Consider the following 26,989-nt stretch of genomic DNA (forward strand, 5'->3'; position numbering starts at 1 on the left):
CCTCATCTCCCGTCCGGGAGGACCCGGATGCGGTCCTGGTCGAAGCATTCCAGGACGCCCGTGTATCCCCCGGTGAGCGCGCTGAACCAGACCGCGTCGACCAGGTCGGTACCGGCCCGCCGTACGGTGATGGGCCCTTCCGCGGTCAGCCGGATGTAGCCCGCGCGGCGGGTCAGGAGCAGATCGTCGGCGACGGCGGCGTCGGCCAGCGGCGAGAACTCGGGAACGTCGAGCACGTATATCGCGGTCATGTCAGTTGGCCTCCTCGGTGTGGCCGTCGGCGGAGTCGTCCGGAGTGACCTCGTTGTCCAGTTCCTTGGCGACGAGTTCGGCCTTGCGACGCCAGAAGGCTTCGAGGGTCGGCTCGGTGTCGTCTGCGAGGGAGTCGAGGAGTGCCTCCAGGGAGAGTTCGGCGTCCCGCCGGTCGCGCTCGGTGAGGTCCCGCAGGGGCCGGGTGATCTCGAAGACCATGCCGTTGGGGTCGCGGACGTAGATCGACTCGATGGTCTCGTGGACGATCTGGGCGATGACCCGGACGCCGTGCTCCTCGAAGCGCCTGCGCCAGGCGAGCAGTTCCTCCTCGGTGTCCACGTGCAGAGCCAGGTGGTAGTTGGGCGGCTTGGCCTCTGGATCCTCGGGCACGCCGAAGTAGTAGAAGAAGGCGAGCCGGTCGCCGTTGCCGATGTCGAAGAAGAAGTGGACGAAGTCGGGATGGGGCTTGCCGCCCCACCCCTTCGCCGTGATGGCGTGCGGGGTGGGCAGACCCATGACGTCGCGGTAGAAGCGGATGGTCTCGGCGGGCTTGGTCGTCACATATGCGGCGTGGTCCACACCCCGGGTCCGCATTACCTTCGGCACCCCACCACCTCCTGTCGCTATAGTAGATAATTTTACGCTCAAGTCAAATAATTGGACGGCGTGTTCCCGGCGCACCCGTGTGCCCTGTCCTGCCCCTCTGCGGACCGGCCGCCGGACGTTCCCGGCGCGGTCTATGGCAGGCGGCGCGCCCGCCTACCCGGAGGGTGAACCGCTAGCCGAGCGCGGCGGCCCCGCGCATCTCGAACGGGCCCATGGGCCAGCGCAACGCGTCCTTCATGATCGTGTCGACCTGCTCGGGGGTGGCCACCCCCTCTGCGACGATCATGTCGGCCTCCCTGCGGACCGCGGCGTTTATCCGGTTGGCGACGAACCCCCAGGCCAGCGGCTGGTCGTTGACGGTGACCACCCGCCGCCCGCACGACTCGGCGACCTCGACGGTCAGCCGGTGGGCCTCGGGGGTGACCGCGTCGTGCACGACCAGCTCGGCGCACCGCATCGCGGCGCACGGCTGGAACCAGTGCCAGCCGAAGACCTGCCCGGGCCGGTCCGTGGCGTAGGCCAGGGCGGCGACCGACAGCCCGGCCGTGTTGGACAGCAGCACGGCTGCGGGCGGGCTGACCAGGTCCAGCTCGCGGAAGACACGGACCTTCAGGCCCATGTCCTCCGGTACGGCCTCCTGCACGAGATCCACCCCGTCGCAGGCGGCGGCCAGGTCGGTGACGTAGGTCAGCCGGTCCTGGACGGCCTGCGAGTCCTCCTCGGCGAGCTTGCCCCGCGCCACCGAGGCACGCAGCCCGAAGCGGCCGTCGAGGATGCGCTCGCGCGCCGCGGCGAGCCTGTCCTCGGTGAGGTCGTGGACGCGGACGGTGTGGCCGTGGGTGGCGAAGACCTGTGCGATCTGCGCTCCCATCACGCCGCCACCGGTCACGGCGATGGTCTTGGGCTTCATCAAATACCTCCAGCGTGGAAACCTCGTCCTTCGGGACGGGAAGGAAACGCGGCGCGGTGCCGTACGGGTTCGGTAAGGTTTTCGGCGGTGGCGACAACCAAGCCGTCGTATGCGTGAGGTGAGACCCTCGCCGCCGGGCTGGCGGAGAGGTGAAACGCCTGTGGAGCCGGTGTAAGACCTCAAAGGAGGAGTTTTCTCCTGGCGGGCGACTGGCGGTGAAGCAGGAATTCCCACGGGTGACCGCGGGAGTCCCCTCCCTTCAGGGAGGGGAGAATGTCAAGAGTCACTCCTGACGGGAATGTCGGGGACGAGTCCGCGCCTGCGCAACTTCCCCGCCTCGTCGCGGGGGAGCCTGGCGCGGAACTCCACACTGCGTGGCACCTTCTCCGACGACAGCCGCTCACGGCAGAAGGCGGCCAGCTCGGTCTCGGTGAGTTCCATGCCGGCGGTGAGCTCCACCACGGCGTGCACGCGCTGGCCGTACTCCTCGTCGGGCAGGCCCACGACCGAGACGTCGGCGACGGCGGGATGCTCGGAGATCACCGCCTCCACCTCGGCGGGGTAGACGTTGGTCCCAGCATTGTTGATCATGTCCGAGAGGCGATCGGCCAGGTAGAGGTAGCCCTCCTCGTCCAACCGGCCCATGTCGCCGACGCTGGTGTAGCCGTCGAGGGTGCTGGTCGCCGGGGACGAGCCCAGATACTCGTAGGTCGGCCCGGTGACGTGCAGAGGGCGGGTGAAGACCTCGCCGACCGTGCCGGTGGGCACGTCGCGCCGGTCCTCGTCCAGGATGCGGATGTGGGTGTTCTCGCCGCGGCCGACGCTTCCCGGATGGGTCAGCCACTCACTTCCGGTGATGCAGGTGTTGCCCACCGCCTCCGAGGCGCCGAAGCGCTCGACGACCCGCTCCGGTCCGATTCTGTCGATCCAGGCCCGCTTCAGCCAAGGCGGACAGGGCGCGGCCGTGTGGAACAAGGTTTCGATGCTGGACAGGTCTCGCTCGGCGATGCCGGGCAGCCGCATGACGCGCTGCATCATCACCGGGGCCATGAACAGGAACTGCACGCGGTGCCGTTCGATCAGGTCCACCGAGTGGGCCGGGTCGAATCGGTCGGTCAGCACGAGGTGGTGTTCCTCACACAGGCCGAGGTAGGCCCAGCAGAAGGGCGCGTTGTGATAGAGCGCCCCGGCCACGAGCTGGGTCTGGCCGTGGCCGAACCCGTGCGCCGAGCCCACGCCCATCACCTCGCCTGATCGGTGCACCCAGGGGCGGGGGTCGACGATCACCTTCGGGCGGCCCGTCGAGCCGCCGGAGGCCACCGCCTTGCCCGGATGGGGCACGATCGGGGGCAGCGCTCCGGAGTCCAGGTTCCCGGTGGCGTCGAGTTCGGCCGTGCCGAGCAGCGTGACTGCCGGGGGCCGGTCCCACCCGTCGGCCACGACCACGACCGGCTCGACCAACTCGACGAAGCCGGCCTGTTCCCTCGGGGGCAGGGAGTGCTTCAGCGGAAGCACCATCGCTCCCACCTTCCAGGCGCCGATGCAGGCCAGGAAGTGCGCGGGCCCGTTGCGCAGCGCCACGATCACGCGCGTTCCCGGCCCCGCGCCGTGGGCGGCCAGCAGGCGGGCCACCTGATTGGCGCGGCTTTCCAGGTCGGCCCAGGTGAGCACGGTCTCGGGGCCGCCGACCGGGGCGAAGGTGAGTGCCGGACGGTCGGGGGTTCTGGCGGCGATGTGCGTGATCCGGGTGCCGAACCCCACCGGATCAGCCATTGGCCCGTTCCCTCTCCAGCGTCTCGGCGATCCGGGTGCGCAGATCACGCTTGGACACCTTGCCGACCTTGGTCCGGGGCAGGTCGTCGACGATCTCAACCCGTTCCGGCAGCTTGTACTTGGCCAGTCCCAGATCGAACAGGAACTTGGCCAGATCGGCGACGGTGGGCGCCCAGTCCCCTGCCGGGCGGACGAACGCGCACACCTTCTCGCCCAGCAGCCGGTCCGGCATCCCGACCACCGAGACCTCCGCGACGGCCGGGTGCCGGAGCAGGAGCGCCTCCAGCTCGTCCGCGTGGATCTTCTCTCCACCTCGGCTGATGTTGTCGGTGATGCGTCCCTCGTGGGAGTAGTAGGTGACGCCGCCGATCACGTGCGCGCGGGTGAGGTCTCCGGTGCGGTAGAAGCCGTCGCCGGTGAAGGCGTCACGGTTGCGCTCAGGCGCCCGGAAGTAGCCATGGATGGTGTAGGGCCCCCGCGCGGTCAGCTCACCGATCTCGCCGACCGGCGTCTCCTCCTCGGTGCCGGGAACCAGCACCCGTATCTCGTCGAGGGGAGACAGCGGCGCGCCGCAGGTGCCCTTGCGGACGTGCTCGGGAGCGTCGTCGGGGGCGGTGAGGAAGATGCCCTCCCCCGCCCCGAAGAGCGGCACCACCGTGCAGCCGAAGAGTTCCTCCGCCTGGTCTCCCGCGGCCGGGATGGAGGGGGCGAAGAAGACGCGCCTGAGTGAGGAGAAGTCGAAGGTGTCCAGCTCGGGGTGTTCGGCGATGCGGGTCATCAGGCCGAGCCCCATCATCGTGTCCGTCACCCGCTCGGTGGCCACGGCCTCGACGATCGTCTTGACGTCGATGCGCGGGACCAGCACCAGGGTCGCCCCGGTGAGGTGAGCCGACTGGACGGCCACGATGACGCCCGCGTTGTGCATCATCGGGGCCGCGTGCAGCACCACGCTGCCGGGGCCCCAGTCCCAGAACTGGCCCCAGGCCCTGGCGTTGTAGGCGTACTCGCAGTGCAGGCGCGGGATCACCTTCGGATCGCCCGTGGTGCCGCCGGAGAGCTGGAAGACCGCGACCGACTCGGGGTCGATGCGCCAGGTGGCCACCTCGGCCGCCGCCTCGTCGGGGTCCACGCCTTCGATCAGCGTTTCGTAGGCGTGCTGCCCGGTGCCGGCCGGGCCGCCGCACACCACGATGGTGTGCACGTTTCCGTGCTCGGCGGCGAGCGAGGCGGCGAATCCGGGCAGGTCGTAGTCGCGGAACTCGGCCTCGACCAGATGGGCACGCGCCGCGGTATGCCGGATCAGGTAGCCGATCTCCCGCTCCCGGTGCTGGGCCAGCGAGCAGATCGGGATGAGCCCGGCGCGCAGCACCCCGTAGTAGGCGACCACGGTGTGGACCTCGTTCGCGAGCTGGAACACCACCGGGTCACCGGGCTCAAGCCCCAGGCGGCGCAGCGCCACGGCGAACCGGTCGGCGCGGCGGTCCAGCTCGCGATAGGTGATCCGCTCGGCGGCGGTGACCACGGCGAGCGTGTCCGGCTGGCGCGCGGCGACCAGCTTCAGCTCACCGGCGATGGTGTACGGGCGCCACATCCCGGATTCCCGGTAGGCACGGGCCAGATGGGCCGGATAGGGAACGACATCGAGGGCGTCGGGGACGTTGGAGAGCGTCATGGAACCTCCGGGGCGGGGCCGCCCGGTTATACGGGTGCGCGGTCAAGCGAGATCGGCTGGTCGACGGGGACGACCTGGGTGAGCAGGGCGGTATAGCAGCCCGGGCAGTAGAACTGGCGGAACTCGATCGGAACATCGACGTAGTCGGCGGGGTCGGCCCAGGCGGTGGGCCCGGCCTCGCCGGGCGACCCGGCACGGCGAGGCAGCGTGGCGAGGTAGTTCTCCCCCCACCGGCCGAGCGGGTGGTCACAGTGCGCGCAGACGACGACGCTGCCGCCCTCGCCGTCGGGGGCGAGTTTGAGGTTGTCGTCCAGCGGGCGGCGCTCACCGGCGACCGCGAGCACCGGCTCCGCCGCGCTCGCCGGGGCCGTCGCCGACTCCCGGCGCCGGACACGGGCCCGCCGCCTGGCGGCGTCCGTGGCCGTCGGATCGGCGGCGCCGGCCTCGTCCAGCACGACCGCGTAGAGCGTGCGGGCCGCCTCCGGTGACACCTTGCCGTCGACCACATCACGCGCGACCCCGGCCGGCTCGCGTAACAGGGGATCGCCGTAACCACCGCCGGCGCCCCAGCGCAGCACCACCGCGCTGTCGGGGTGTACCAGCACCTCGTCGTGGGCCTGCACCAGGTAGCGCTCGCCACCGAGTTCCTCCGTCGAGGTGGGGATGCGTCCCCCGGCGAGCGCCTGGCGTGCCCCGCTGTCGTGGACGACCAGGTCGAGCTGGGTTCCGCCGGGGTAGCCGCCGGCCAGTCCCGGGCTCATCGACGCGGCCTTGCCGGAACCGGTGAACATCGCCGTCATCGATCCCCGGGTGCCGTGCCCGATGACGCAGACCGAGCCGCTGAGACCTCCACGACGGCGCCCCGCGCCTCCGGTGTCGGCCTCCTCCCGCCGCCACAGGTAGAGCAGCGGCTGGGTCAGCTCGGTCATCTCCACGTCGGGCGCGCGGCCCATCGGGATGACGAACAGACCCGCGGTGTCCACACCGTCGGCGTCGGTCTGCGCCCCGTATCCGGAGGCCATCGTGTCGGCGAGGCCGCCGATGAAGGGGCGCCCCTCGGCGTCCATCCCGGACAGCAGGCATCCGTCGTAGGTGCCCGCGCACACCGACTGCACGCGGGGCCTGGACTCCAGCGTGGTGTCGAGCATCTTGCCCAGGCACTCGGCGACCAGGTTGGCCGTCGCCCAGGCCGGGCCGACCGGGGCCTTGGCCACCGCAGCGGGGAAGGAGGCGTTGTTGATCGTGCCCTCCTCGCTGACGAGGTCGAAGCAGCGCATCAGGCCACCGGCCGCCCAGGGGATGTCCCCTGCCAGGACCGGAAGAAGGGCGAACATGACTCCCGCGCGCATTCCCGCGTAGGGACAGTTGATCATGCCCTGCTGCGGGTCGGTGCCGGTGAAGTCGAACGTCAGATGGTCGCCGATTTTGGTCATCCGCAGTTCGATCTGGTAAATGCCTCGGTCGCCCAGTTTGGCCTGCTCCTGGTATCCGACCGCATGCCAGGAGCCGTCCGGCAGCGCGGCGAGCTTGGCGCGCAACCGGTGCTCCGCGTCGTCCATCATCCGCTTCATCACGGCCTTGACCAGGTCCGGTCCGTAGCGGCCGACCAGGGTGAGCAGGCGTTCGGTGGCCAGGCGGTTGGCGCCGATCTTGGCACGCAGATCGAGGCCGACCATCTCGGGCACCCGGGACCGGCGCAGGTAGGCGTCGACCACGTCGTCCTGGATCTCGCCGCCACGTACGATCTTGATCGGCGGGGTGGGGACGGCCTCGGAGAAGATGTCGGTGGCGGACGGCGAGAACGAGCCGGGCGCGCTGCCCCCCAGGTCGGCGACGTGGCAGATGGCCGTGGACCATCCGAACAACTGCCCGTCGTGGAAGACCGGGGCGAGCACGGCCACGTCGTTCTGGTGCAGGCCGCCGCCCACCCATGGGTCGTTGCACAGGAACATGTCGCCCTCGGCGATGCCGGGGTTGTCTGCCCGATGGAGCAGGGTCCAGTAGATCGCCAGATCCATGGCGGCGACCAGGCCCGTGTTGAACAGGCCGACCTGGACCTCCTGGCCCAGTTCGTCGCCGATGGTGAAGTCGAAGTCGTTGACCTCGGTCACCGAGGTGGAGCCGGACATGCGCTTGAGCGTGTCCCCCATCTCGTCGGTGATCGACCAGATGCGATGCCGTACGACCTCGTAGGTCAGCGGGTCGATCGCGTCGATCGCCGCCTGGTTCACGGTGTGCAGCCGCAGCTTCGGCGAGATGGCGCGGCGCAGTTCTTCGAGCGGGATCGGCCGGCTGGCGAACCGGTCGGAAAATGCGGCAGGCACGTGCGTCCCTCCTAGCTGTGAACTCAGGGCAGGTGGATGGCGAGGTTGCCGAGCCTGTCGATGTGGCCCTCGGCGTCGGCGGGGATGACGACGGTGGTGGTCGCCACTTCGACGACCGCCGGTCCGGCGATGACGTGTCCGGGACCGAGGGCCCGGTAGTCGTAGACGGCGGTGTCCGCCCAGCCGTGCGCGATGTCCAGGAAGACCGGCCTGCTCCCCTTGCGTGCCTCCTCGACCTTGCCGGACGGGGCGGGCGGCGTCGGCAGCCTGGGGTCGACCGGGAGTGTGCCGACACCATGGACGCGGTAGGTGATGACCTGGATGCCAGCCTCGCGGTAGCCGGTGCCCGGGCCGAACTGCCGGGCGTACTGGGCTTCGAAGTCGTCGCCGATGGCGGCCACCGAGGCCTCGTCGAAGGCGCCGTCGGCCACCGGGGTGGTGACCTCGCAGATCTGCGGGCCGTATCTGGCGTCGACCTCCCGGCGCAGGACCACCGATGTGAAGTCCAGTTCCTGATCGGCCAGGGCGGCCCTGACCCGCGCGGTGAGCACGTCGAAGTTGGCCTGCACCCGGGCCGGGTCGAGGGGCAACGACGCCGGATCGCTCAGCTCGGCCGAGACGGTCACAGCGCTGGAGGCCAGGCCGTACGCGGAGAACACCCCGGCTGTCGGGCCGAGCGGCACGACCAGCCGACGCGCGCCCAGTTCGGCGGCGTAGGCGAAGCTGTGCATCGGCCCCGCGCCGCCGAAAGCATAGACCACGAAGTCACGCGGGTCGTGTCCCGTCTCGACCACGACCTTGCGAACCAGGTCGCCGGTCTGACCGTTCTGGACGGCGAAGACCGCCGCCGCGGCGCCCTCGGCGTCCAGCCCGAGAGGCCTGCCGACCTGTTCGAGCAGGGCCTTCTCCGCCAGCTCCCTGGACAGCGGCTGGCGGCCGCCGAGGAAGAAGTCGGGGTTGAGGATGCCGACGACGAGGTCGGCGTCGGTGACCGTCGGGTTGAGGCCGCCCTGCCCGTAGCAGGCCGGCCCCGGCCTGGCTCCGGCACTGTTCGGTCCCACCCTCAGGTTGCCGCCGGCGTCGACGGCGGCGATGGCGCCTCCGCCCGACCCGATCGCGTGCACCCGCAGCGCGGGGGTGTTGACCGGATGCTGGTTCAGGATCGTTCCAGCGGTGGACACCGGCCGGCCGTCGACGATCAGCCCGACCAGGAACGTCGTGCCGCCCACGTCGGTGGAGACCACGTTCGGGTGGCCGAGCTGCTCGGCGAGCCTGGCCGCGCCGACCACTCCGCCGGTGAGCACCGAGCCCACCGTGGTGATCGCCACCTCGGGCGCCTTGCGCGCCGAGACCGTGCCCCCGGAACCCTGCATGACCAGCAGCGGCCCGGTCAGGCCACGGTCGCGCAGGCGTCGCTCCAGCGGGTCGAGGTAGGCCCGGAGCGTGGGTCCCACCTGAGCGTTCATGATCGTCGTCGCGGCGCGGGCGAACTCGCGAATGCGCGGGGTCAGTTCACTGGAGAGCGTGACGTAGAGGCCGGGCGCCTCCTCCCGGGCCAGCTCCCTGATCCGCAGCTCGTGCGCCTGGTTGCGGAACGACCACAGCAGGCTGACCGCGAGCGCGCCCACTCCCCTGGCGACCAGTTCGCGCAGGTGCGCACGGACCTCGTCCTCGTTGAGCGGCACGACGACCTTGCCGTCACGGTCGATCCGCTCGGTGACCTCACATCGCAACGACTTCTCGACCAGCGGGTCCGGTTTGCGGGTGCGCAGGGTGTCCTGGGCATCATGGGGGGAGAGCCCGAGGTAGCGGCCCTCGACGTTCATGATGGTGATCGCGTCACCGTGTCCCCGGGTGGTCAGGAATCCCACGGTCGCCACGTCACCGGTGACCAGCGCGTTGAGCGCCGCCGTTGTGCCGTGCGCCACATGGCTGGTCCGGGCGAGCAGTTCCTCGGTGGTCAGGCCCGCCTGTGAGGCCAGCAGATCAAGGGCGTCCTCAAAGCCGCGCGCGAAGTCGGGCGGCGTCGATGGGGTCTTCGCGGTGTACAGCGCGCCGGACGAATCCGCCGCGACGGCGTCGGTGAAGGTCCCTCCGACGTCCAGGCCGATCACATATGTCACGCCCGCCTGCCTTCCTGGTCGGGTGGCCGTCGTCATAATCTGACAGTAACGAAAACTATTCGAATGAAGCGTCAAAGTCAACGGGAAACGGGGGCGCCGACCGGCAGCCCGGCACCGCCCACCCCACATGACCGTACGGAGACGTGACGCCGCCGCTGGAACGCCGGCGGCGTCACGTGGCAGGAGTCTGCGCAGGTCGCACGCGGGGGCCAGGAACGGGATGGGGACGGAAGAGGTGGCGGAGCCTTCGGGAGCAGGCATCCACAGGATCGGGAGAACCCGGGCGGGGACCCTGGAGGCGGGCGCCCCACGGAGGACGGCCTCCTTCAGGAGGCGGACAGGGGACTGGGGCGGACAGGGGGCGGCAGGGGGGTGCTTCAGGAGGCGGGACGCTCACCGTCGGCGAGCAGGCGCTCCAGATGCGTGAGATCCTCGCGGAGCAGCGCGACCGCGCCCTCGACCCCCCGCGCCGGAACCCTGTCCTCGCCCCGGAGCAGGCCGCGCGAGACCAGCGTATACATCTCCTCGGCGATCTCCTCGGGGGTGTTGGGCCCCTCCGGGTTGTACCACCAGGCGATCCAGTTGATCATCCCGATGACGGAGAAGGCCGCGACCCGCTCGTTGACCGGCCGGAACTCCCCCGACCTGACACCATCGCCGATGATTATGCTGAGCTCGTCGAGGATGCGCCCCTTGCTGGCGTTGTGCTCCTGGAGGATGTTGTCGGGCAGTTCCGCCTCGTTCCGCTCCAGCAGCCGGAACTGCACCGGGCTCTCCGCGACGCGTATCGCGGTGCCGATCACCACCGTCCGCAGTTTCGCCGCCGCGCTGAGATCGGCGCGTTCCCTGAGCTTGCGGAGCTCCTGCGAGCCGACCCCGGTGATGCCCCGGACCAGCTCCCGCAGGAGCGTCTCCTTGCTGTCGAAGTAGTAATAGAGCGCGGGCCGGGTCATGCCCATCGCATCGGCGATGTCGCGCAGACTGGTGCCCGCGAAGCCGCGTTCAGCGAACAGCACGGCCGCTTTCTCCAGCACCGCGTTGCTCATGAGTTCCTTGCGCGAGCTGGTCTTGGCCACCGGGCACCTTCCGTCACCGCCTACGGGTACGTCCAATACTTTACGGCAGTAGCAACATCCGGACGGCAACTGCGGTGATCACCTACCTTCACCGGGCTTGGAGCCTTCAGAGACGCCGGTACGGCGAGCGGAGACACCGACCCGATCGGCGCCGGCGGGCGGTGAGCGGCCCGGTGAACGTCGGTGGTCACCCCGCTAAGTCCGTTCGACGATCATGGCCATTCCCTGACCGCCTCCGACGCACATCGTCACCAGACCGACCGCGCCGTCCGTCTCGCGGAGCCCGTGCAGCACCGTACCGATCATGCGTGCGCCTGTCATGCCCGGCGGGTGACCCATCGCGATCGCCCCACCCCACACGTTCAGCCGGTCGTCACCGATGCCCAAATCCTCGGCACAGGGGATGACCTGGGCGGCGAACGCCTCGTTCAGCTCCACGAGGTCCACATCCCGCATGCTCATCCGCGCCCTGGCGAGGGCACGGCGAGCAGCCTCGACCGGGCCCAGTCCCATGATCTCGGGGCTGAGCGCGGACAGGCCGGTGGAGACGACCCTTCCCAGCGGCACGATCCCGAGGTCGCGGGCCAGCCGGTCGCTCACCACCATCAGGGCCGCCGCCCCGTCGTTGACCGGACAGGCGTTGCCCGCGGTGACCTTCCCCTCGGGATGCAGAAGGGGTTCGAGCGCGGCCAGCCCTTCGAGGGTCACCCCCCGGCGCGGGCCGTCGTCCCGGTCGGCGACCGTGCCGTCCGGCAGCGTGATCGGAGTGATCTCAGAGGTCCAGAACTCGTGATGGAGCGCCGCCCGCGTCTGCGACCGCAGCGCGAACTCGTCCATGGCGGCCCTGCCGACTCCCCGCAGCGCGGCCACGTACTCCGCCGTCTGAATCATCGTCAGGTAGGCGTCCGGCCGCTCCAGACGATCGCGGGGGTCGCCCCAGGCGAAGTCACCCCGGCCGCGGTGCTCCGCCGTACGGCTCGCCGCCGCCGTGTAGCACGTGTTGGGGGCGCCGGAGCTCTCGGCGTATCCGTGCTCGTAGCGGCTGGCCGTCTCCACCCCCGCCACGACGAACGCGTCCCCCTCGCCCGCCCGGATCGCGTGGGCCGCCATCCGGGTGGCCTGGAGACTGGACGCGCAGTGCCGGGTGACCGTGGTTCCCGGCAGGCCGTCGAGACCGAGCAGCACGGCGACCATTCTGGCGAGGTTCCAGCCCTGTTCACCGCCGGGGCTGCCACAGCCGAGCACCAGGTCGTCCAGACGCGCCAGGTCGACCTGAGGCACCTGGGCGAGGACCGCCGACACGACGGCCGCGGTCAGGTCGTCGGCACGCATCTGGCGCAGACACCCCTTGCCCGCCCGGCCGATCGGCGAGCGGGCAGCAGCCACGATGACCGCTTCTGTCATCTTTCCTCCTGGATGAAGTCCCCGGTGAGGTCCTCGGTGAAGACGGTGCCGGGGATGGGGTCGAGCGCGTCGAGCAACGCGCGGGTGTGCGGATGGGCGGGAGTGACCAGGACCTCCGCGCACGGGCCGCGCTCGACGCACTCGCCGAGATACATGACCGCGACCGAGTCGCACAGGTATCGCACGATCGGCAGGTCGTGCGCGATGACCAGATAGGACAGGTCCAACTCGGCCCGTAGGTCGCGCAGCAGGTTGAGGATCAGGGCCTGCACTGAGATGTCCAGCGCCGAGGTGACCTCGTCGAGCACCAGTGTCCTGGGCCTGACCGCCAGTGCGCGGGCGATGGCCACGCGCTGGCGCTGGCCGCCGGAAAGCTCGTGGGGATAACGGTCGAGCAGGCCGGCGGGCAGGCCGACGAGGTCGAGCGCCTGCCGTACGGCGGCCCGGCCGCTGTCACCGGCCTGCCTGGCGGCCTCGGCGATGACGGCCGCCACGGTCATGCGGGGGTTGAGCGACCCGTTGGGGTCCTGGAAGACCATCTGGATCTCAGGGTGGGGCCGAGGGCTGCGGCCGGCCGCCTGGAGCACGGTTCCCTCCCCGCGGATCTCGCCCGCGGAAAGCGGCACCATGCCGGTGACCGCGCGAGCCAGGGTGGACTTGCCGGAACCCGACTCGCCAACCACCCCGACCGCGCCGCCCGCCGGGACGTCGAGCTCCACGCCGGAGACCGCGGTCACGGCCTTCCCTCTCCGGCCGTAGCGCACACTCACGCCTCGCAGTTCGAGCCGGTTCAAAGGAGACTCCCCTCGACCACCCAGCAGGCGGTGCTGCGCCCGCCTGGGACCTCACGCGGCACGGGACGGGACTGCAGACAACGGTCCTCGGCCAGCGCGCATCTGGGTGCGAACGCGCAGCCCGGCGGCTCCTCGCCCGGCCGGGGCGGCTGCCCGTCGATGGCGGGCACCGGACGGCTGAGGTCGGTGGTCATGGTGAGCGAGCTGTCGAGCAGCGCCCGGGTGTAGGGATGCCTCGGGGCCGCCATCACGTCGGCGGTCGGCCCTTCCTCCACGATCCGGCCCGCGTACATGACCGCGATCCGGTGACAGAGCCCGCTGACCACGGACAGGTCGTGGGAGACCAACACGATCGCCGTTCCGTGGGCGGTGTTGACCTCGCGCAGCAGGTCGAGCATCCCTCGGCGGAGTGTGTTGTCCAGCGCGGTGGTCGGCTCGTCGGCGAGCAGCAGACTGGGCGCGCCGACCAGAGCCATCGCGATCGTCGCCCGCTGCCGCTGCCCGCCGGACAGCTCGTGCGGGTACTGTCGCAGCCGCCGTTCGGCTTCGGGGATCCGCACGTTCCGCAGCCCTTCCAGGGCCAGTTCACGAGCCCGCGCACGGTCGGCACCCCGGTGCGCGCGTGACGCCTCGGCGAGCTGGACCCCCAGCTTCAGCGCAGGGTTCAGGCAGGCCGCCGGGTTCTGGAAGACCAGCGCCAGCCTGGTGCCAAGCAGTCTCCTGAGCTCTTCCGGCCGATCGGAGTACAGGTCGTGCCCGTCAAGTGTGAGCGTGTCCGCGTCTGAGTCCACCGGGTACGGCAGGAGCCTGGCGACGGCGAGCATCGTCATCGACTTGCCCGAGCCGGACTCGCCGACCAGCCCGAGGATCTCGCCTCGGCCGACCCGCAGATCCACCTCGGACACGATGGCGGCGCTGTCCGGGCTGCGGTCCACCGTGACGGTCAGGCCACGCACGTCAAGCAGGGCCGGACCGTCCACGGCATCGCCCACCATTCGTTCCGCGCCCTTCGCGCCGGATGCCCTCCGGACCCGGTGACCACGCCCGGCATCGCCGGTCGTCCAGAGCGAGGGGTTGGCCACGCGGGCCAGTGCCTCGCCGAGCAGGCCGAAGGCCAGCCCGGTCAGCGCGATCATGGCCGCCGGGGCCAGCGCGACCAGCGGGGTGACGTAGAGGTCGCGGACCCCCTGCGACAGCATGCCGCCCCAGTCGTAGGCGGGCGGCTGGACCCCGACTCCGAGGAAGCTCAGCGACGACACCACGACCAGGCTCATCCCCGCGACCACCGACAGGCTCACCGCGAGGCTGTCGGCCACGTTGGGCACGACGTGCCGCACGAACACCCTGATCCGGCCGACTCCGAGCCCTCTGGCCGCCGCGACGTAGTCACGGGCGAGCACTGTCATGGCCAGAGTGACCACGATGCGGGCCACCCCGGGGGCGCCGGCCACGCCGACCGCCACCGCGGCGCTCACGGTCGCCGGCGGCAGGACCAGGGTGGCCAGGATCGCCACCAGGATCGAGGGGAAGGCGAGCACGGCGTCGAGCACGCGCAGGCCGGCCGACCGCGCCCGGGGGCCGGCCGCGGCCACCGCGCCGCCGAGGACCATCCCGCCCAGCGTGGCCACCGCGGCCGCGGTCAGGCCGAGCAGCAGAGAGCTGCGGGTCGCGACCAGCGTGCGGGCGAACACGTCACGACCGAGCCGATCGGTGCCGAGCCAGTGTTCGGTGCTCGGCCCGAGCACCGCGTCGGCGGCGTTCACCGTGACGGCGGGACCGTTCCCCAGCGCGGGCGCGACCAGTGCGACGATGGCCAGCGCCGCCAGCACCGTAAGGGCCACCGGCCCCACCAGCGTGGACCGGAACGCCCGCCAGCCTCCCGGCCGCGCCGAGGCCGAAACGGCCTGGGGCACGGCCGGGCCCATGATCGCGGTCACGGGGTGGCCGTCCGGACGCGGGGGTCGAGCAACTTGACGGCTGCCTCGACACAACTGTTCACCAGGACGATCGCCGCGCCGAGCAGCAGGATCACGGCCTGCACCACCGGATAGTCGCGGGCCATGACCGACTCGACGAGCTTCGACCCCAGCCCCGGCAACGCGAACACGTTCTCGACCACCACCGTCCCGCCGAGTAGCCCGGCGAACACCAGACCTCCGATGGTCAGGGCGGCCGTCAACGCGTTGGGCAGCACGTGCATGCCGTACACCCAGAGTGGGCGCAGCCGCTTGGCCCAGGCCGCCCGCGTGTATTCCTGCGCGAGTACGGCCAACGTCTCCACCCGCACGATCCGGGAGAGCACGGCCGTGGGCGCCAGGCTCACCGCGATCGTCGGCAGGATCAGACCGGCCGGATCGGCCAGGCCCGCGACCGGCAGCCAGCCGAGCACGACCGCGAACACGAGCGCCAGAAGCGTCCCCATCACGTATTCCGGGACCGCGCCGACCAGCGAGGTGCCCAGCGCGAACGAGGCCTCGGTTCCCCGGCGCCTGCCCTCCCGGGTCAGCGCGCCCATCACGAGCCCGATGATCACGCCGACCGACATCGTCACCACGATCCCGGCCACCGCGAGGCGCAGTGTCACCCCAAAGCGTGAGCCGATGACCTCGGTGACGGGTTCACCGGTCTGGAAGGAGCGGCCGAAGTCGAACTGGAACACGTGCGCCACGTAATCGACGAACTGCCGGTGGATCGGCTGGTCCAGTCCGAGTCTCTGACGCACCGCCATAACCTGCTCGGGAGTCGCGTTGAGACCCGCGACCCGGACAGCGGGGTCACCGGGAACCAGGTGCAGCAGCAGGAACGACACCACCAGCAGCCCGGCCAGCAGGGCCGCCGTCACGCCGATCCGGCGCGCGACCCAGGTCAGCACATGCACAACCGTCACCGTCTACGACCGGAGGAGGTGGTGAAGATCGACCATGGTGCCGCCCCCGGCCAGCCTGGCAGTGAGCCCCGCACGGGCGAACCAGGAAGGCTTCAGGTGCACCAGCGGGACGACGTCGGCGGACTCGACGATCGCCTTCTGCGCCTCGGCCCAGAAGGCACAGCGCTTCGCACCGAGCGACGCCTGCGCCTTGGCGACGGCACTCTCGAAACCGGAGTTGCGGATGCCGGCGAAGTTGGCCCCCTTCGGAGGGGCCTCACCCGTCACGAACAGCCCCAGCGCGCCGAGACTGGGGGCCAAGGGGGTGAACGGATAGACCGTGACATCCCAGTCGTCGCCCTTGAACAGGGTTTCGGCGAAGGCGTTGAGCTCGACGAGCTGGAGTTCGACGGAGGCACCGGTTTTGCGCAGGGCCTCCAGTACGTATTCGAACCCGGCCGCGTAGTCGGTCGAGCCAAGCAGCTTGATCCTCAACTGCTTGCCGTCCCGGACCAGCTCGCCCCCTTCCAGGGACCAGCCCGCCTCGGTGAGCGCCTTGGTCACCGCAGCCGAGTCGACCGTGGCGACGGGAGGTCTGACCTGGTTATGGCAGGGGACCTCGGGACTCACCGGGCTGGCGGCCGGATCACCCGCGCCGAAGAAGGCCGACGTGTTGAAGTCCGTGGCGCTGACCGCCCCAGCGAGCGCCGCGCGCAACGCGGGGTCGGCCCCCGGCCTTCCACTGGCCTGGTTGAACACCAGGAAGAACGCCCCGTAGATGGACTGCGTCACCGCGGTCAGCGACTTGTCCCCCTGGGCCCGGCGCACGTCCGGCCCGCCGATCCACGCCAGGTCGAGATCGCCCGAGCCGAGCATGTTCGCGGCTGTGCTGTCGTTCTGCACGACGCGGAAGGTCACCTCGCGCGGATAGGCACCCGTGTGGCCTGCCGGACCCCACGCGTATCCCGGCCTGGCCTTGAGCGTGTAACTCGCGCCCCTGGTCGTCCCGCCCAGCGTGTAGGGCCCGCTCCCGGCCGGAGTGGCGGCCAGGGTGTCGGAACTGCGCAGTCCTCCGGGGCAGACGATCGAGGCCATCGGCTGGGCCAGGCCGATCAGCAGGTCACTATAGGGCCGGCCCGTCTTCACCGTCACCGTACGGGCGGCGTCGTCGGCCTCGACGGTGTATCCGGCGTTGCCGAAGACCAGGTTGGCGTACGGCGCGCCGGTCTCCTCGGCCCCGAGCCGCTTCAGCGAGGCGGCGACCGCCGCCGGCGTCAGCTCCGCACCGTCGGCGCACGTCACGCCTTTGCGTAAGGTCAGCGTGACCGAGTCGGGGGTCTGCTTCCAGGACTCAGCGAGATAGGGGACGACCTTGCCCCCCTCGACCGCGACCACCCTGTCGTACAGGGCCGTGACGAGCTGGTAGCCGTTGGTCGTCCGTGTCTTGGCCGGGTCGAGGGAGTCCCAGTCGGAGTTGAGCCGCACCACGACGGCGGCGGCTGGATCGGGGGCGTGCTTCCCCGCCCCCGCACCGCCACAGCCGGCCGCCGTGAGAGCGGTCACTATGGCGATGGAGGTGAGTGTGCGCAGCCGAACACGGGACATTCGGTCGGATGGGGGGGCGCTGAGGCCGCGAGCCTTCGCCATGAGGCATCACCTAATTTCTCGACAGGTGCGTCAAATAATGCACGCTAACGTCAACGAATGTGGCGCGTCAACGCCCCGCCCTCGAGCAACACCTACCGGCGGTTTGTTGGATCAAGGGTTGCGGCTGGTAGTGCGCCGATGCAGGGGTTCCTGGTGAAGGGAGCCGGTGATGACCAGGCGGTTGCCGTGCCCGCCCACCTGGTTCGCCGATCTTGCCGAAGGAGAGCGCGGCCAAGGCGTCCAGGGCGCCGAACGGCTCGTCGAGCAGACGATCACGTCGGCGCGGAGGATGAAGAGCGAGATCAGGCCGAACAGCGGGAGCGCCCGCAGCATCTGCAGCGGCGGGTCGACGGCGTTCTCGCCCACGCGACCGAGCCCCGCGACGAGGGCCAGGCCGATCGCGGCCCGCTGGAACGAGACGGCGATCGCCTCGGACAGGACTCCTTAACCTACAAAACAAATCGGTAATACCGGTTATGCTCGGCGTCACTCGACAAAGCCCGAGTTGGTAGGTTCTCCTGGCAAGAGAATCAGTCATACACACGCAAGGAGCTGGCACGGTGGAGGTCGAGCAGACGGCACTGCCAGGTATAGGGCTGCGGCACGAGTTCACGACGCGGTCAGGCAGGCGAATAGGAATCGTCTCTCACCGCACGGGCCGTCGTGACCTGGTGCTGTACGACCCGGATGATCCCGACAGCGCATGCGAGACCATAAAACTGAACGACGAGGAGGCCGACGCGCTCGCCGAACTGCTCGGCGCCCCGCGCATCGTGCAGCGCCTCAACGCCCTGCACAGCGAGGTCGAGGGGCTCGTCAGCCTGCAACTGCCGATCGTGCCCGGTTCGCCGTACGCCGGCCGGCCGATGGGGGACGCGCGCGTCCGCACCCGCACCGGCGCCTCCATCGTGGCCGTGGTTCGCGAGGGCCAGGTGTTCGCCAGCCCCGCCCCTGATTTCGGGCTGCTCGGAAACGACGTGGTGGTCGTGGTGGGCAGCCCGGAGAGCACCTCCGCCGTCTCCGACATCTTGTCCGGCGGGTAGGAAACCTGGTGCACACGGCTATTCTTTTTCTTGAGCTCGGTGCTGTCCTTCTCGGGCTCGGCATCCTCGGTGCACTGGCCCTCAAAGTCGGCATCTCGCCCATCCCCCTGTATCTCATCGCCGGACTGGCCTTCGGCACCGGCGGCATCCTGCCCCTGGCCACCAGCGAGGAGTTCACCTCCGTCGGCGCCGAGCTCGGCGTCATCCTGCTGCTGCTCACCCTCGGCCTGGAGTACAACGCCTCCGAGCTGGTGACGAGCCTGAAGGGCAACGCCCGCGCGGGCGTGGTCGACCTGGTGCTCAACGCCGCGCCGGGCGCGATCACCGCGCTGCTGCTGGGCTGGGGGCCGGTGGCCGCCATCGCCATGGCCGGTGTCACCTACGCCACCTCCTCCGGCATCACCGCCAAGGTCCTGTCCGACCTGGGGTGGATCGGTAACCGCGAGACACCGGTGGTGCTGTCGCTGCTGGTCTTCGAGGACCTGACGATGGCCGTCTACCTGCCGATCCTCACCGCGGTGCTGGCCGGGCTGAGCTTCGCCAGCGGTGCGATCGCCGTGGCGATCGCACTGGGCACGGTCAGCGTCGTGCTGCTGGTCGCGCTCCGCTACGGCAGGTTCATCGAGGCGTTCGTCTCCAGCCCCAACTCCGAGGTGCTGCTGCTGAAGGTCATCGGTCTCGCACTGCTGGTCGCCGGGGTGGCCCAGCAGCTCCAGGTCTCGGCCGCGGTCGGCGCCTTCCTGGTCGGCATCGCCCTCTCCGGCGAGCTGGCCGAGGACGCCCAGGAGCTGCTCACCCCGATCCGCGACCTGTTCGCCGCGGTGTTCTTCGTCTTCTTCGGCCTTCAGACCGATCCGACCAAGATTCTCCCGGTTGCCGGGCTGGCCGTGCTCCTCGCCGTGATCAGCATGATCACGAAGCTGCTCACCGGCGCCTACGCCGCCCACCGGGCGGGTATCGCCAGAGCCGGACAGGCTCGGGCCGGAATCGCGCTCATCCCCCGGGGCGAGTTCAACATCGTGATCGCCGGTCTCGCGGTGGCCGCCGGGGTCCATCCCGACCTGGGCCCGCTGGCCGCCGCCTACGTGCTCATCCTCGCCGCGTTCGGCCCGCTGGCCGCCCGGATCATGCAGCCCTTCATCACCGCCATCGCCAAACGCGCCTGACGCGCCCGACCTGACCTGTGGGCCCGGCCGCGGCCGGGCCCACAGGTCATCGCTCCGCCGCGGCGAGGTACTCCTCGCTGAGCTCGATGATCTGGATGTAGTTGCCGTCCGGGTCCACCAGCGTGCCGAACAGCCCGGCGTCCCGCCGCTCGACCTCGACCAGCCAGGTCGCCCCCAGACCGTCGAGGTGCGCGGCCGTGGCACGGGCGTCCTCCACGTGGAAATTGAAGATCACCCGGCCGGGCTCGGCGGTCGCCGGAGCGACGTCGGTGCGGTTTTCGAAGAGGACCCGGACACCGCCGAAGTCGATGAAGCCGTCTCCGAAGTGCTCGGGTGCCAGCGCGGCGAGGTACCAGGCGTGGAGCCTGACGGGGTCGACGCTACCGAGCAGGATGCTGCCGAGGGCAGAGCTCTTCATGTCTTGTCCTTTCCCGCACCCGGCACGGGGCGGTTCTCTTCCGGCGGCGAATCTCAGGACGCCCTCGTCGGGGGCGTCTCACCTGGGACGTCGGAGCCGACGACGCGTTCTCGACATCACGCCGGAAATATCTTCGGCGGCGGCCGTGGCCGCCACCGGGTGCCGGGTGCAGGAAGCCGGGGAGGCCGAGTACGGGCGGCCTCCCCGGCCTTGGGCGCGCCGGGACGGTGTCCGCCCGGCAGGCCGTCTGGGGCTCAGGCGACGAGCCTCGACCACTCCTCGGCGAGCAGCTCGTAGGAGCGGACCCGGTCGGCGTGGTCGTGGGTGATGGTGGTGACGAGCAGTTCGTGGGCGCCGGTGACGTCACGCAGGACGCGCAGCCTCTCGGCGACGGTACGCGGGGAGCCGACGAACTGGGTGTCCAGCCGGTCGGCGACCAGCGCGCGGTCCTCCTGGCTCCACTCGTGGGCCGCGGCCTCCGCCGGTGTCGGGAAGGGGATCGCCCCGGCACCGCTGCGGATGCTGCGGACCCAGAGCCCGTACGGGGAGGCGAGCTCGCGGGCCCTCTCGTCGTCCTCGGCCACCACGACGTCCGCCGAGACGATCAGGTGGGGTTCCGCCAGGGTCTCCGAGGGCTTGAACGCCTCCCGGTACGCCTCCGCGGCCTCCAGCACACCGGACGGGCTGACGTGGTAGTTCGCCGCGAACGGCAGCCCCCGCTCCCCCGCCACCTGCGCGCTCTGCCCGCCGCTGCTGCCCAGGATCCACAGCCGCAGGTCCGCGCCCTCGCCGGGCACCGCGTGCGCGGCCACCCCCTCCGGGGAGCGGTAGGTGCCGGCGATCAGCGCCGCGATGTCGTCCACCTGGTCGGCGAAGTCAGGGCTTTCCGCGCCGGGCTGCTGGAGCAGCGAGCCGTACAGGGAGAGCAGCGGCGACCTCGCGAGCGCGGTGAAGGAGAAGGGTTCGGGGATGAGCAGGCCGTCCACGACCCTGGCGGGCCTCGGCGCGGGCGGGGCCTTCTTCGCCAGCTCGGCGAACTCGGCCTTGCGCTGGCCCGACCGGCCCAGGCCGAGGTCGATCCGGCCGGGGTGGAGCGCGTCGATGAGACCGAACTGCTCGACCACCGACAGCGCGGTCTGGTGCCCGAGCTGTACGGCTCCCGAGCCGACCCTGATCGTGCTGGTCGCGGCGGCCACCAGGGCGATGAGCACGGCCGGGGCGGCGCTGGCGACGCCGGACGCGAAGTGGTGCTCGGCCACCCAGTAGCGGAGGTAGCCGAACTCCTCGGCCCGCCTGGCCAGGTCCAGGGTGTTGCGCAGCGCGTCGCCCGGCGTGCCACCGGACGGGACGGGGGCCAGGTCGAGGACGGACAGGGAGGTCATGAGCGCCCCCCGTGCTCCGTGTCCTCGTACCGGGGGAACGGTCTGCTGGGGATCTCCGCGCGCAGCACCGGGGCGATGTCGCTCTGGAAGAGTTCCAGTGCCGTCCGGTGCTGCTTGTCGGTGAGGCCGTCCGCGTCCGCGTGCAGGTGCATGACCTCGTGCCCGAGCCGCTCGTGGTAGCGGTGCACCTTGTCGATGATCTGCTGCGGGCTGCCGACCAGGATCGAGCTGCGCTCGATCGCGTCCTCCAGGGTGTGGAAGACCGGGTCCACCCCGACCTTCTTGAACAGCTCCAGCCTGGCGTTGAAGATCGGCCGGTAGGTCTCTATCGCGTCCTGGGAGTTCCTGGCCGCGTAGTACCCGGCGGTGCCCGCTCCCACCAGGGCGTCGGCGGGGTCGTGACCGTGGAACTCCCAGCGTTCCCGGTAGTAACGGATCAGCTCGGCGTACGGCTCGACCGGGTTGCTGACGTTGGCGGAGAACAGCGGGTCTCCGTACTGGGCGGCGAGGTCCACCGACTCCTTGCTGGTGGCGCTGCCGTGCCAGACGCGGATGGGCCGCTGCAGCGGGCGCGGCCAGGTCTCGGCGTCGGTCAGGGACGGCCTGAACCTACCGGACCAGGTCACCCTGTCCTCCCGCCACAGGCGGCGGAACAGCTCGTAGCCCTCCCGGTTGCGCTCCCACTGGTCCTCGCCGGTCACATGGAAGAGCTGGGCCTGCGCGGCTCCGTTGCCCTTGCCGATGATGAGCTCCAGGCGGCCGTCGGAGAGGTGGTCGAGGGTGGCGTAGTCCTCGTAGGCCCGTACCGGGTCCAGCAGGCTCAGCGTGGTGACCGCGGTGAACAGTTTGATCGTCGACGTCTTCGCCGCGATGTGGCTGAGCACGACCGGCGGGGAGGAGGAGATGAACGGGCGCTCGTGCCGCTCCCCGACGCCGAAGCCGTCAAAACCGAGTTCCTCGGCCAGCACGGCGTTCTCGACCACCTCGCGCAGGCGCGCGTTGGTCGACTTGAGCTCGCCGGTGACGGGGTTGGGGCCGTGGACGATGAGGGTGATGGCGAGGAATTTCAACGGTGCTCCTCCAGCCCCAGGTGACCGCGTAGCGTGGTGGTCTCGTACTCCGCGCGGAGGACTCCGCGCTCCTGCAGCAACGGGACGACCTTGTCGACGAAGCCGTCCAGGCCGCCGGGGGTGAGGTGCGGCACCAGGATGAAGCCGTCGGCGGCGTCGCTCTGCACGAACTCGTTGATCTCCTCGGCGACGCGCGAGGGCGAGCCGATGAAGGACTGCCTGCCGGTCACCTCGATGACCAGGTCGCGGATGCCGAGCCGTTTGGACTCGGCCAGGGCCCGCCACTCCGCCGCCGTGGCGAGCGGGTCCCTGGACATCCGGGTCCGGCCCTTGATGATCGAGTCTTCCGAGACGTCCGGGTCGATCTCGGGCAGCGGGCCCTCGGGGTCGTAGGCCGACAGGTCGCGGTTCCACAGCTGCTCGAGCAGCAGGATCGCGGTCTGCGGGCTGACCTGCTGGCGGCGGATGTGGTCGGCGTTCTCCTGGGCCTCGGCGTCGGTGTCACCGAGCGCGAACGTGACACCGGGGAGGATCTTCAGCGAGTCGGGGGACCTGCCGTGCGCGGCCAGCCTCGACTTGATGTCGCGGTAGAAGGCCTGCCCCTCTTCGAGCCTGCTGTGCCGGGAGAAGACGGCGTCGGCGGTGGCCGCCGCGAAGGCCCTGCCGCCCTCGGAGTCTCCGGCCTGGATGGTCAGCGGGTGGCCCTGCGGGCCGCGCGGCACGGTGAAGTGACCGCCGATGTCGAAGTGGGTGCCCCGGTGGGCGAACTCCCCGGCCTCCCGCCTGGCGAACGTGCCCGCGGCCGGGTCCGCGACGAGGTCGCCGGCGGCCCAGGAGTCCCAGAGCTCGCGGACCGTCCGGACGAACTCCTCGGCCCGCTCGTAGCGTTGCGAGTGCTCCAGGAAGCCGCCCCTGCGGAAGTTCTCGCCGGTGAACGCGTCGGAGGAGGTGACGACGTTCCACCCGGCCCGGCCGCCGGACAGGTGGTCGAGGGTGGCGAGCCTGCGGGCGAGCTCGTACGGCTCGTTGAAGGTGGCGTTGATGGTCCCGGCCAGGCCCAGGTGGTCGGTGACCGCGGCCAGTCCTGAGAGCACGGTGAGCGAGTCGGGGCGGCCGACCACGTCGAGGTCGTGGATCCTGCCGCGCTGCTCGCGCAGCCGCTGCCCGTCGGCCAGGAAGAAGAAGTCGAACCTGCCGCGCTCGGCGGTCCGCGCCAGGTGGACGAAGGAGGCGAAGTCGATCTGGCTGCCCGAGGCCGGATCGCTCCAGACCGTGTGGTTGTTCACGCCCGGGAAGTGGGCGGCGAGGATGACCTGCTTCATCGTCGGCTCCCTGCGTAGCGGCTGGCGGGTCGGGGCAGGTGGAGGTGGCCGCGGAGCGTGCCGGCCTGGTACGCGTGGCGGAAGGCGCCGCGTCCGCGCAGCTCGGGCACCAGGCCGCGGGTGATCGCGGTCAGGTCGGTCGGCAGCACGGCGGGCCGGAGCCGGAACCCTTGCAGCCCGGCCGCGCGCCACTCCAGGAGCAGGTCGGCGAGCTCTCCCGGGGTACCCGTGAAGATCGCGGCGTCGGAGGTGTACGTGGCGCCGTCGAGCTCGTCGAGCCGTGCCCCGCGTTCGCGGGCGCCCTTCGCGTCGTCGTCGAGGAGGACGACGAGGTCCGCGAATATCCTCAGTTCCTCCGCGGCCGGATCGCGCACCTGCCCGGAGATCTCACGTACCTCGCGCACGATGGCCCGCGCCTGCTCACTGTCGTGTGGCGTGACGTAGACGACGTCGGCGCCGCGCGCTGCGAACTCGTACGGGAGCCGGGAGTGGGCCAGCGCGGTGACCAGCGGCTGCCCCTGGGGCGGCCTCGGCACGATGGAGGGCCCCTTGACCGTGAAGCTCGTCCCCTCGAAGTCGACGTAGTGGAGTCTGTCCCGGTCGACGAACCGGCCGGTGGCCACGTCGCGGATGATCGCGTCGTCCTCCCAGCTGTCCCAGAGGCGCCGCACGGTCTCGACGGCGTCGGCGGCGTCGGCGAACAGCTCCCGCACGACGCCCGCCTTGTCGAGGTCGCCGAGGTTCTCGGGGCGGAGCTCGGGAACCTCCCGGCGGCCGAAGTGGGCCGCCTCGGTGCGGCGCCCGGAGATCTGGGCGCGCCATCCGGCCCGCCCGGTGCTGACGTAGTCGAGGGTGGCGATGGAGCTCGCGACGTGGAAGGGCTCGGTGTGCGTGGTGGTCGCCGTGGGCACCAGCCCGATCCGGCTGGTCAGGGGGGCGATCCTGGAGGCCACCAGGACGGCGTCGAACCGGCCGCGCACCTGGTCGACACGGCCGTCGTGGCCGTCCAGAAGAGTGGTCTGCAGGGCGAGGGAGTCCTCGATGGTGACGAAGTCGAGCAGGCCGTGCTCGGCTTCGGCCACCAGTTGGGCCCAGTAGGCGGCGGTGAACAGGGCTTTCGGGGAGGCGGCGGGGTCGCGCCAGGCCGCGGGATGCCATCCGGCGCCGTCGAGAGCGACGGCGAGATGCAGGGGAACTGCCGACATACAACGACAGTAACATTAAAACCCGTAATCTCTACATGTTTAGTTGGTTATATCGTGAGAGATCGACCGGCAGGCCCGACGTGCCCCGAGGCGCGCTTCCGGGAGCGGCGGCTCGGAGTGGATCTCCATGGCACGGATCTTCACGGAACGCCCCGGAGCGATCCCTCCCAGAGGCCGTCCTCCTGCCGCCGACGCCGGGATCTGGTAGGCATTTGTCCCGTGATGCGTTTGCTGACGGTCTTCGCGACCGCCCTCCCCCTCCTGGCGGCCACCACTCCGGCCTCGGCCACCGCCCCCGGCAAGCCGCATGTCCCGGCCGGGGTGACCGCCGGTTACGTGGTCTTCGACCGGCAGACCGCGAAGGTGACCGAGTACCGCAACGCGCATCGGAGGTTCCGGTCGGCGTCGGTGGTGAAGATCCTCATCGCGATCGACCATCTGGAGTCGCACAGCGGCGTCTCCAAGAAGGACCTGGCGCTGCTCAAGGTCATGCTGCGGGTCAGCGACGACGCCGCCGCGACCTCCTTCTGGAGCAGAGGCGGTCAGGGAAGAATCATCCAGCGGATGGCACGCAAGCTACAACTCACCGACACCGCTCCCCCACCGGCCGACAAACCAGGCTTCTGGGGCTACACCTCGCTCAGCGCGATGGACGTCGTCAAGACCTACCGCTACCTGCTCGACCGGGCCGACCCCAAGGTCAGCGCTCTGATCCTGGGCCACCTGCGCAGGGCCGGACAGTGCGGCTCCGACGGCTTCGACCAGTACTTCGGCATCCCCCGCGGGGTGCGCGGGCCGTGGGCGGTCAAGCAGGGCTGGTCGGGATATGGCTCCACCCCCCCGGTCCGCTGCCGCCCGGCGACCTCTCCCGCCGCCCGCACCGCCTCCGCCGCCTTCACCTCCGCCGCTGCGGCTCCGGTGGCCCTGGGCGCCACCGCACCGAGCGGGGTCACCACGGCGGCACCCGCCGGGGCCGGTCCCGTGCCCGATCTGGGCCGTCCCGTACTGCACAGCACCGGCCTGGTCGGCCCCGGGGAGCGCTGGATCATGGTCCTGCTGACCGCCCACCCGGCCGGGGCCACCTGGCAGCGCTCCACCGGCCAGACGACGAGGCTGGCCCGGGAGGTCCATCTCAGCGGGACCTCCTGACCACCGGCTCCCCGAAGTGGGCGGCCGCGACCCGCTTGGGCACGACCATCCGCCAGGCGTCCTCGACCAGCTCGCGCAGCTCGGTCGCGTCGATCGCCGCGAGCCGGACCCGCACCCAGTTGTAACGCTCGTCGGAGGGCCGGGGCATGTGGAACGTCTCCGGCGCGGACGCGATCAGCGCGGCCCGCTCCTCCTTGGGGAAGGCGAATCCCATCGAGGTCTCGTCGGGCGAGATCGCGGCGTAGACGATCCGGCCCACCCGGAACGTCACCCGGTCCCTGACGAGCCTCTCCTCGGTCCTGGGCAACGCCATGGCGACGCGGCGCACGTCGTCGGCCGTGATCATCGCGACGACTCGTCGAGGGAGGCGATGACCCGGCGCAGGGTCCGCTGCAGGTCGAGGACCTCCGAGGGCGCGAGCCCGGCGGCCTCGAAGATCCGGCCGGGGACGTCGCACGCCCGCTCCCCCAGCTCGACGCCCTCGGGCGTGGGCCGTACCAGCACGGAGCGCTCGTCGGAGGCGCTGCGCTCGCGGCCCACCAGGCCCGCCGCCTCCAGCCTCTTCAGCAGCGGCGACAGGGTGCCCGAGTCGAGCCGCAGCGTGAGACCGAGCTCCTTGACCGTCACCGGCCCGCGCTCCCAGAGCACCGTCATCACCAGGTACTGCGGGTAGGTGAGGCCCAGCTCGCGCAGCACCCTGCGGTAGACCGCGTCCAGCGCCCGCGAGGCCGCGTGCACGTCGAAACAGACGAGGTTCTCGACGGAGATCTTCACGGTCCTGATTATA

At 70.6% G+C, this 26,989-nt stretch carries 24 protein-coding genes; 4 read left to right on the forward strand and 20 right to left on the reverse strand.

Annotation, left to right across the window (positions count from 1 at the left end):
• Positions 1-2: 2 nt before the first annotated feature.
• From ABT130_RS21455 to ABT130_RS21515, 13 genes are all read right to left on the reverse strand, one after another.
• Positions 3-251: a hypothetical protein gene (locus ABT130_RS21455; protein WP_350927434.1), complete on the reverse strand. Its 249-nt coding sequence runs from the start codon at positions 249-251 to the stop codon at positions 3-5.
• A gap of 1 nt (position 252) precedes the next feature.
• Complete coding sequence (locus ABT130_RS21460; protein WP_350927432.1) at positions 253-858, reverse strand: VOC family protein; 606 nt, start codon at positions 856-858, stop codon at positions 253-255.
• 172 nt (positions 859-1,030) lie between these two features.
• Entirely contained in the window at positions 1,031-1,768 is a 738-nt protein-coding gene (locus ABT130_RS21465) for a 3-hydroxyacyl-CoA dehydrogenase family protein (RefSeq protein WP_350927430.1), read from the reverse strand.
• Between the two features lie 276 nt (positions 1,769-2,044).
• Positions 2,045-3,541, reverse strand: coding sequence for an AMP-binding protein (locus ABT130_RS21470; RefSeq protein WP_350927428.1), 1,497 nt, complete (start codon positions 3,539-3,541; stop codon positions 2,045-2,047).
• Positions 3,534-5,213 carry an AMP-binding protein gene (locus tag ABT130_RS21475; protein WP_350957709.1) on the reverse strand — a complete coding sequence of 560 codons (1,680 nt, stop codon included), beginning with the start codon at positions 5,211-5,213 and terminating at the stop codon, positions 3,534-3,536. Before ABT130_RS21475 ends, ABT130_RS21470 begins: the two co-directional genes overlap by 8 nt.
• Before the next feature lie 26 nt (positions 5,214-5,239).
• Complete coding sequence (locus ABT130_RS21480; RefSeq protein WP_350957711.1) at positions 5,240-7,537, reverse strand: hydantoinase B/oxoprolinase family protein; 2,298 nt, start codon at positions 7,535-7,537, stop codon at positions 5,240-5,242.
• Between the two features lie 23 nt (positions 7,538-7,560).
• Positions 7,561-9,696 carry a hydantoinase/oxoprolinase family protein gene (locus ABT130_RS21485; RefSeq protein WP_350927422.1) on the reverse strand — a complete coding sequence of 712 codons (2,136 nt, stop codon included), beginning with the start codon at positions 9,694-9,696 and terminating at the stop codon, positions 7,561-7,563.
• Between the two features lie 341 nt (positions 9,697-10,037).
• Complete coding sequence (locus tag ABT130_RS21490; RefSeq protein WP_350927420.1) at positions 10,038-10,736, reverse strand: TetR/AcrR family transcriptional regulator; 699 nt, start codon at positions 10,734-10,736, stop codon at positions 10,038-10,040.
• Positions 10,737-10,931: 195 nt separating this feature from the next.
• A complete protein-coding gene (locus ABT130_RS21495) occupies positions 10,932-12,140 on the reverse strand; it encodes an acetyl-CoA C-acetyltransferase (protein ID WP_350927418.1) in 1,209 nt (402 codons plus the stop codon).
• Positions 12,137-12,934, reverse strand: coding sequence for an ATP-binding cassette domain-containing protein (locus ABT130_RS21500; protein ID WP_350927416.1), 798 nt, complete (start codon positions 12,932-12,934; stop codon positions 12,137-12,139). The genes ABT130_RS21495 and ABT130_RS21500 overlap by 4 nt, the downstream gene beginning before the upstream one ends.
• Entirely contained in the window at positions 12,931-14,871 is a 1,941-nt protein-coding gene (locus tag ABT130_RS21505) for a dipeptide/oligopeptide/nickel ABC transporter permease/ATP-binding protein (protein ID WP_350927414.1), read from the reverse strand. Before ABT130_RS21505 ends, ABT130_RS21500 begins: the two co-directional genes overlap by 4 nt.
• On the reverse strand, positions 14,868-15,821 hold the full coding sequence (locus ABT130_RS21510; RefSeq protein ID WP_350957714.1) for an ABC transporter permease: 954 nt from the start codon (positions 15,819-15,821) through the stop codon (positions 14,868-14,870). The genes ABT130_RS21505 and ABT130_RS21510 overlap by 4 nt, the downstream gene beginning before the upstream one ends.
• A gap of 3 nt (positions 15,822-15,824) precedes the next feature.
• The gene (locus ABT130_RS21515) at positions 15,825-17,363 is read right to left on the reverse strand and encodes an ABC transporter substrate-binding protein (RefSeq protein ID WP_350927410.1); all 1,539 of its coding nucleotides are present in this window, start codon (positions 17,361-17,363) and stop codon (positions 15,825-15,827) included.
• Between the two features lie 253 nt (positions 17,364-17,616).
• Between ABT130_RS21515 and ABT130_RS21520 the strand changes: the two genes are divergently transcribed.
• The 3 genes from ABT130_RS21520 to ABT130_RS21530 all read left to right on the forward strand — a co-directional run bounded on the left by ABT130_RS21520 (position 17,617) and on the right by ABT130_RS21530 (position 19,656).
• A complete protein-coding gene (locus ABT130_RS21520; protein ID WP_350927408.1) occupies positions 17,617-17,895 on the forward strand; it encodes a hypothetical protein in 279 nt (92 codons plus the stop codon).
• Positions 17,896-18,007: 112 nt separating this feature from the next.
• Positions 18,008-18,490, forward strand: coding sequence for a cation:proton antiporter regulatory subunit (locus ABT130_RS21525; RefSeq protein ID WP_350927407.1), 483 nt, complete (start codon positions 18,008-18,010; stop codon positions 18,488-18,490).
• An 8-nt stretch (positions 18,491-18,498) separates the two neighbouring features.
• Entirely contained in the window at positions 18,499-19,656 is a 1,158-nt protein-coding gene (locus ABT130_RS21530) for a cation:proton antiporter (protein ID WP_350927405.1), read from the forward strand.
• Between the two features lie 46 nt (positions 19,657-19,702).
• On the opposite strand, the gene ABT130_RS21535 is transcribed toward ABT130_RS21530, so the two are convergent.
• The 5 genes from ABT130_RS21535 to ABT130_RS21555 all read right to left on the reverse strand — a co-directional run bounded on the left by ABT130_RS21535 (position 19,703) and on the right by ABT130_RS21555 (position 25,053).
• Positions 19,703-20,074 (reverse strand): VOC family protein, encoded by a 372-nt coding sequence (locus ABT130_RS21535; RefSeq protein WP_350927403.1) that lies wholly within the window; start codon positions 20,072-20,074, stop codon positions 19,703-19,705.
• Positions 20,075-20,328: 254 nt separating this feature from the next.
• On the reverse strand, positions 20,329-21,456 hold the full coding sequence (locus ABT130_RS21540; protein WP_350927401.1) for an LLM class flavin-dependent oxidoreductase: 1,128 nt from the start codon (positions 21,454-21,456) through the stop codon (positions 20,329-20,331).
• A complete protein-coding gene (locus ABT130_RS21545) occupies positions 21,453-22,526 on the reverse strand; it encodes an LLM class flavin-dependent oxidoreductase (RefSeq protein ID WP_350957718.1) in 1,074 nt (357 codons plus the stop codon). Before ABT130_RS21545 ends, ABT130_RS21540 begins: the two co-directional genes overlap by 4 nt.
• Positions 22,523-23,848, reverse strand: a complete 1,326-nt coding sequence (locus ABT130_RS21550) for an NtaA/DmoA family FMN-dependent monooxygenase (protein ID WP_350927397.1) — start codon at positions 23,846-23,848, stop codon at positions 22,523-22,525. Before ABT130_RS21550 ends, ABT130_RS21545 begins: the two co-directional genes overlap by 4 nt.
• A complete protein-coding gene (locus ABT130_RS21555) occupies positions 23,845-25,053 on the reverse strand; it encodes an LLM class flavin-dependent oxidoreductase (RefSeq protein WP_350957721.1) in 1,209 nt (402 codons plus the stop codon). The genes ABT130_RS21550 and ABT130_RS21555 overlap by 4 nt, the downstream gene beginning before the upstream one ends.
• 222 nt (positions 25,054-25,275) lie before the next feature.
• Between ABT130_RS21555 and ABT130_RS21560 the strand changes: the two genes are divergently transcribed.
• Entirely contained in the window at positions 25,276-26,202 is a 927-nt protein-coding gene (locus tag ABT130_RS21560) for a serine hydrolase (protein ID WP_350957724.1), read from the forward strand.
• Here the strand turns inward: ABT130_RS21560 and ABT130_RS21565 are convergent.
• Positions 26,186-26,548 (reverse strand): MmcQ/YjbR family DNA-binding protein, encoded by a 363-nt coding sequence (locus ABT130_RS21565; RefSeq protein ID WP_350927393.1) that lies wholly within the window; start codon positions 26,546-26,548, stop codon positions 26,186-26,188. The genes ABT130_RS21560 and ABT130_RS21565 overlap by 17 nt on opposite strands.
• On the reverse strand, positions 26,545-26,970 hold the full coding sequence (locus ABT130_RS21570) for a MarR family winged helix-turn-helix transcriptional regulator (RefSeq protein WP_350957749.1): 426 nt from the start codon (positions 26,968-26,970) through the stop codon (positions 26,545-26,547). Before ABT130_RS21570 ends, ABT130_RS21565 begins: the two co-directional genes overlap by 4 nt.
• Between the last annotated feature and the right edge of the window lie 19 nt (positions 26,971-26,989).

Source organism: Streptosporangium sp. NPDC001681 (assembly GCF_040298085.1).
Lineage (GTDB): Bacteria > Actinomycetota > Actinomycetes > Streptosporangiales > Streptosporangiaceae > Streptosporangium.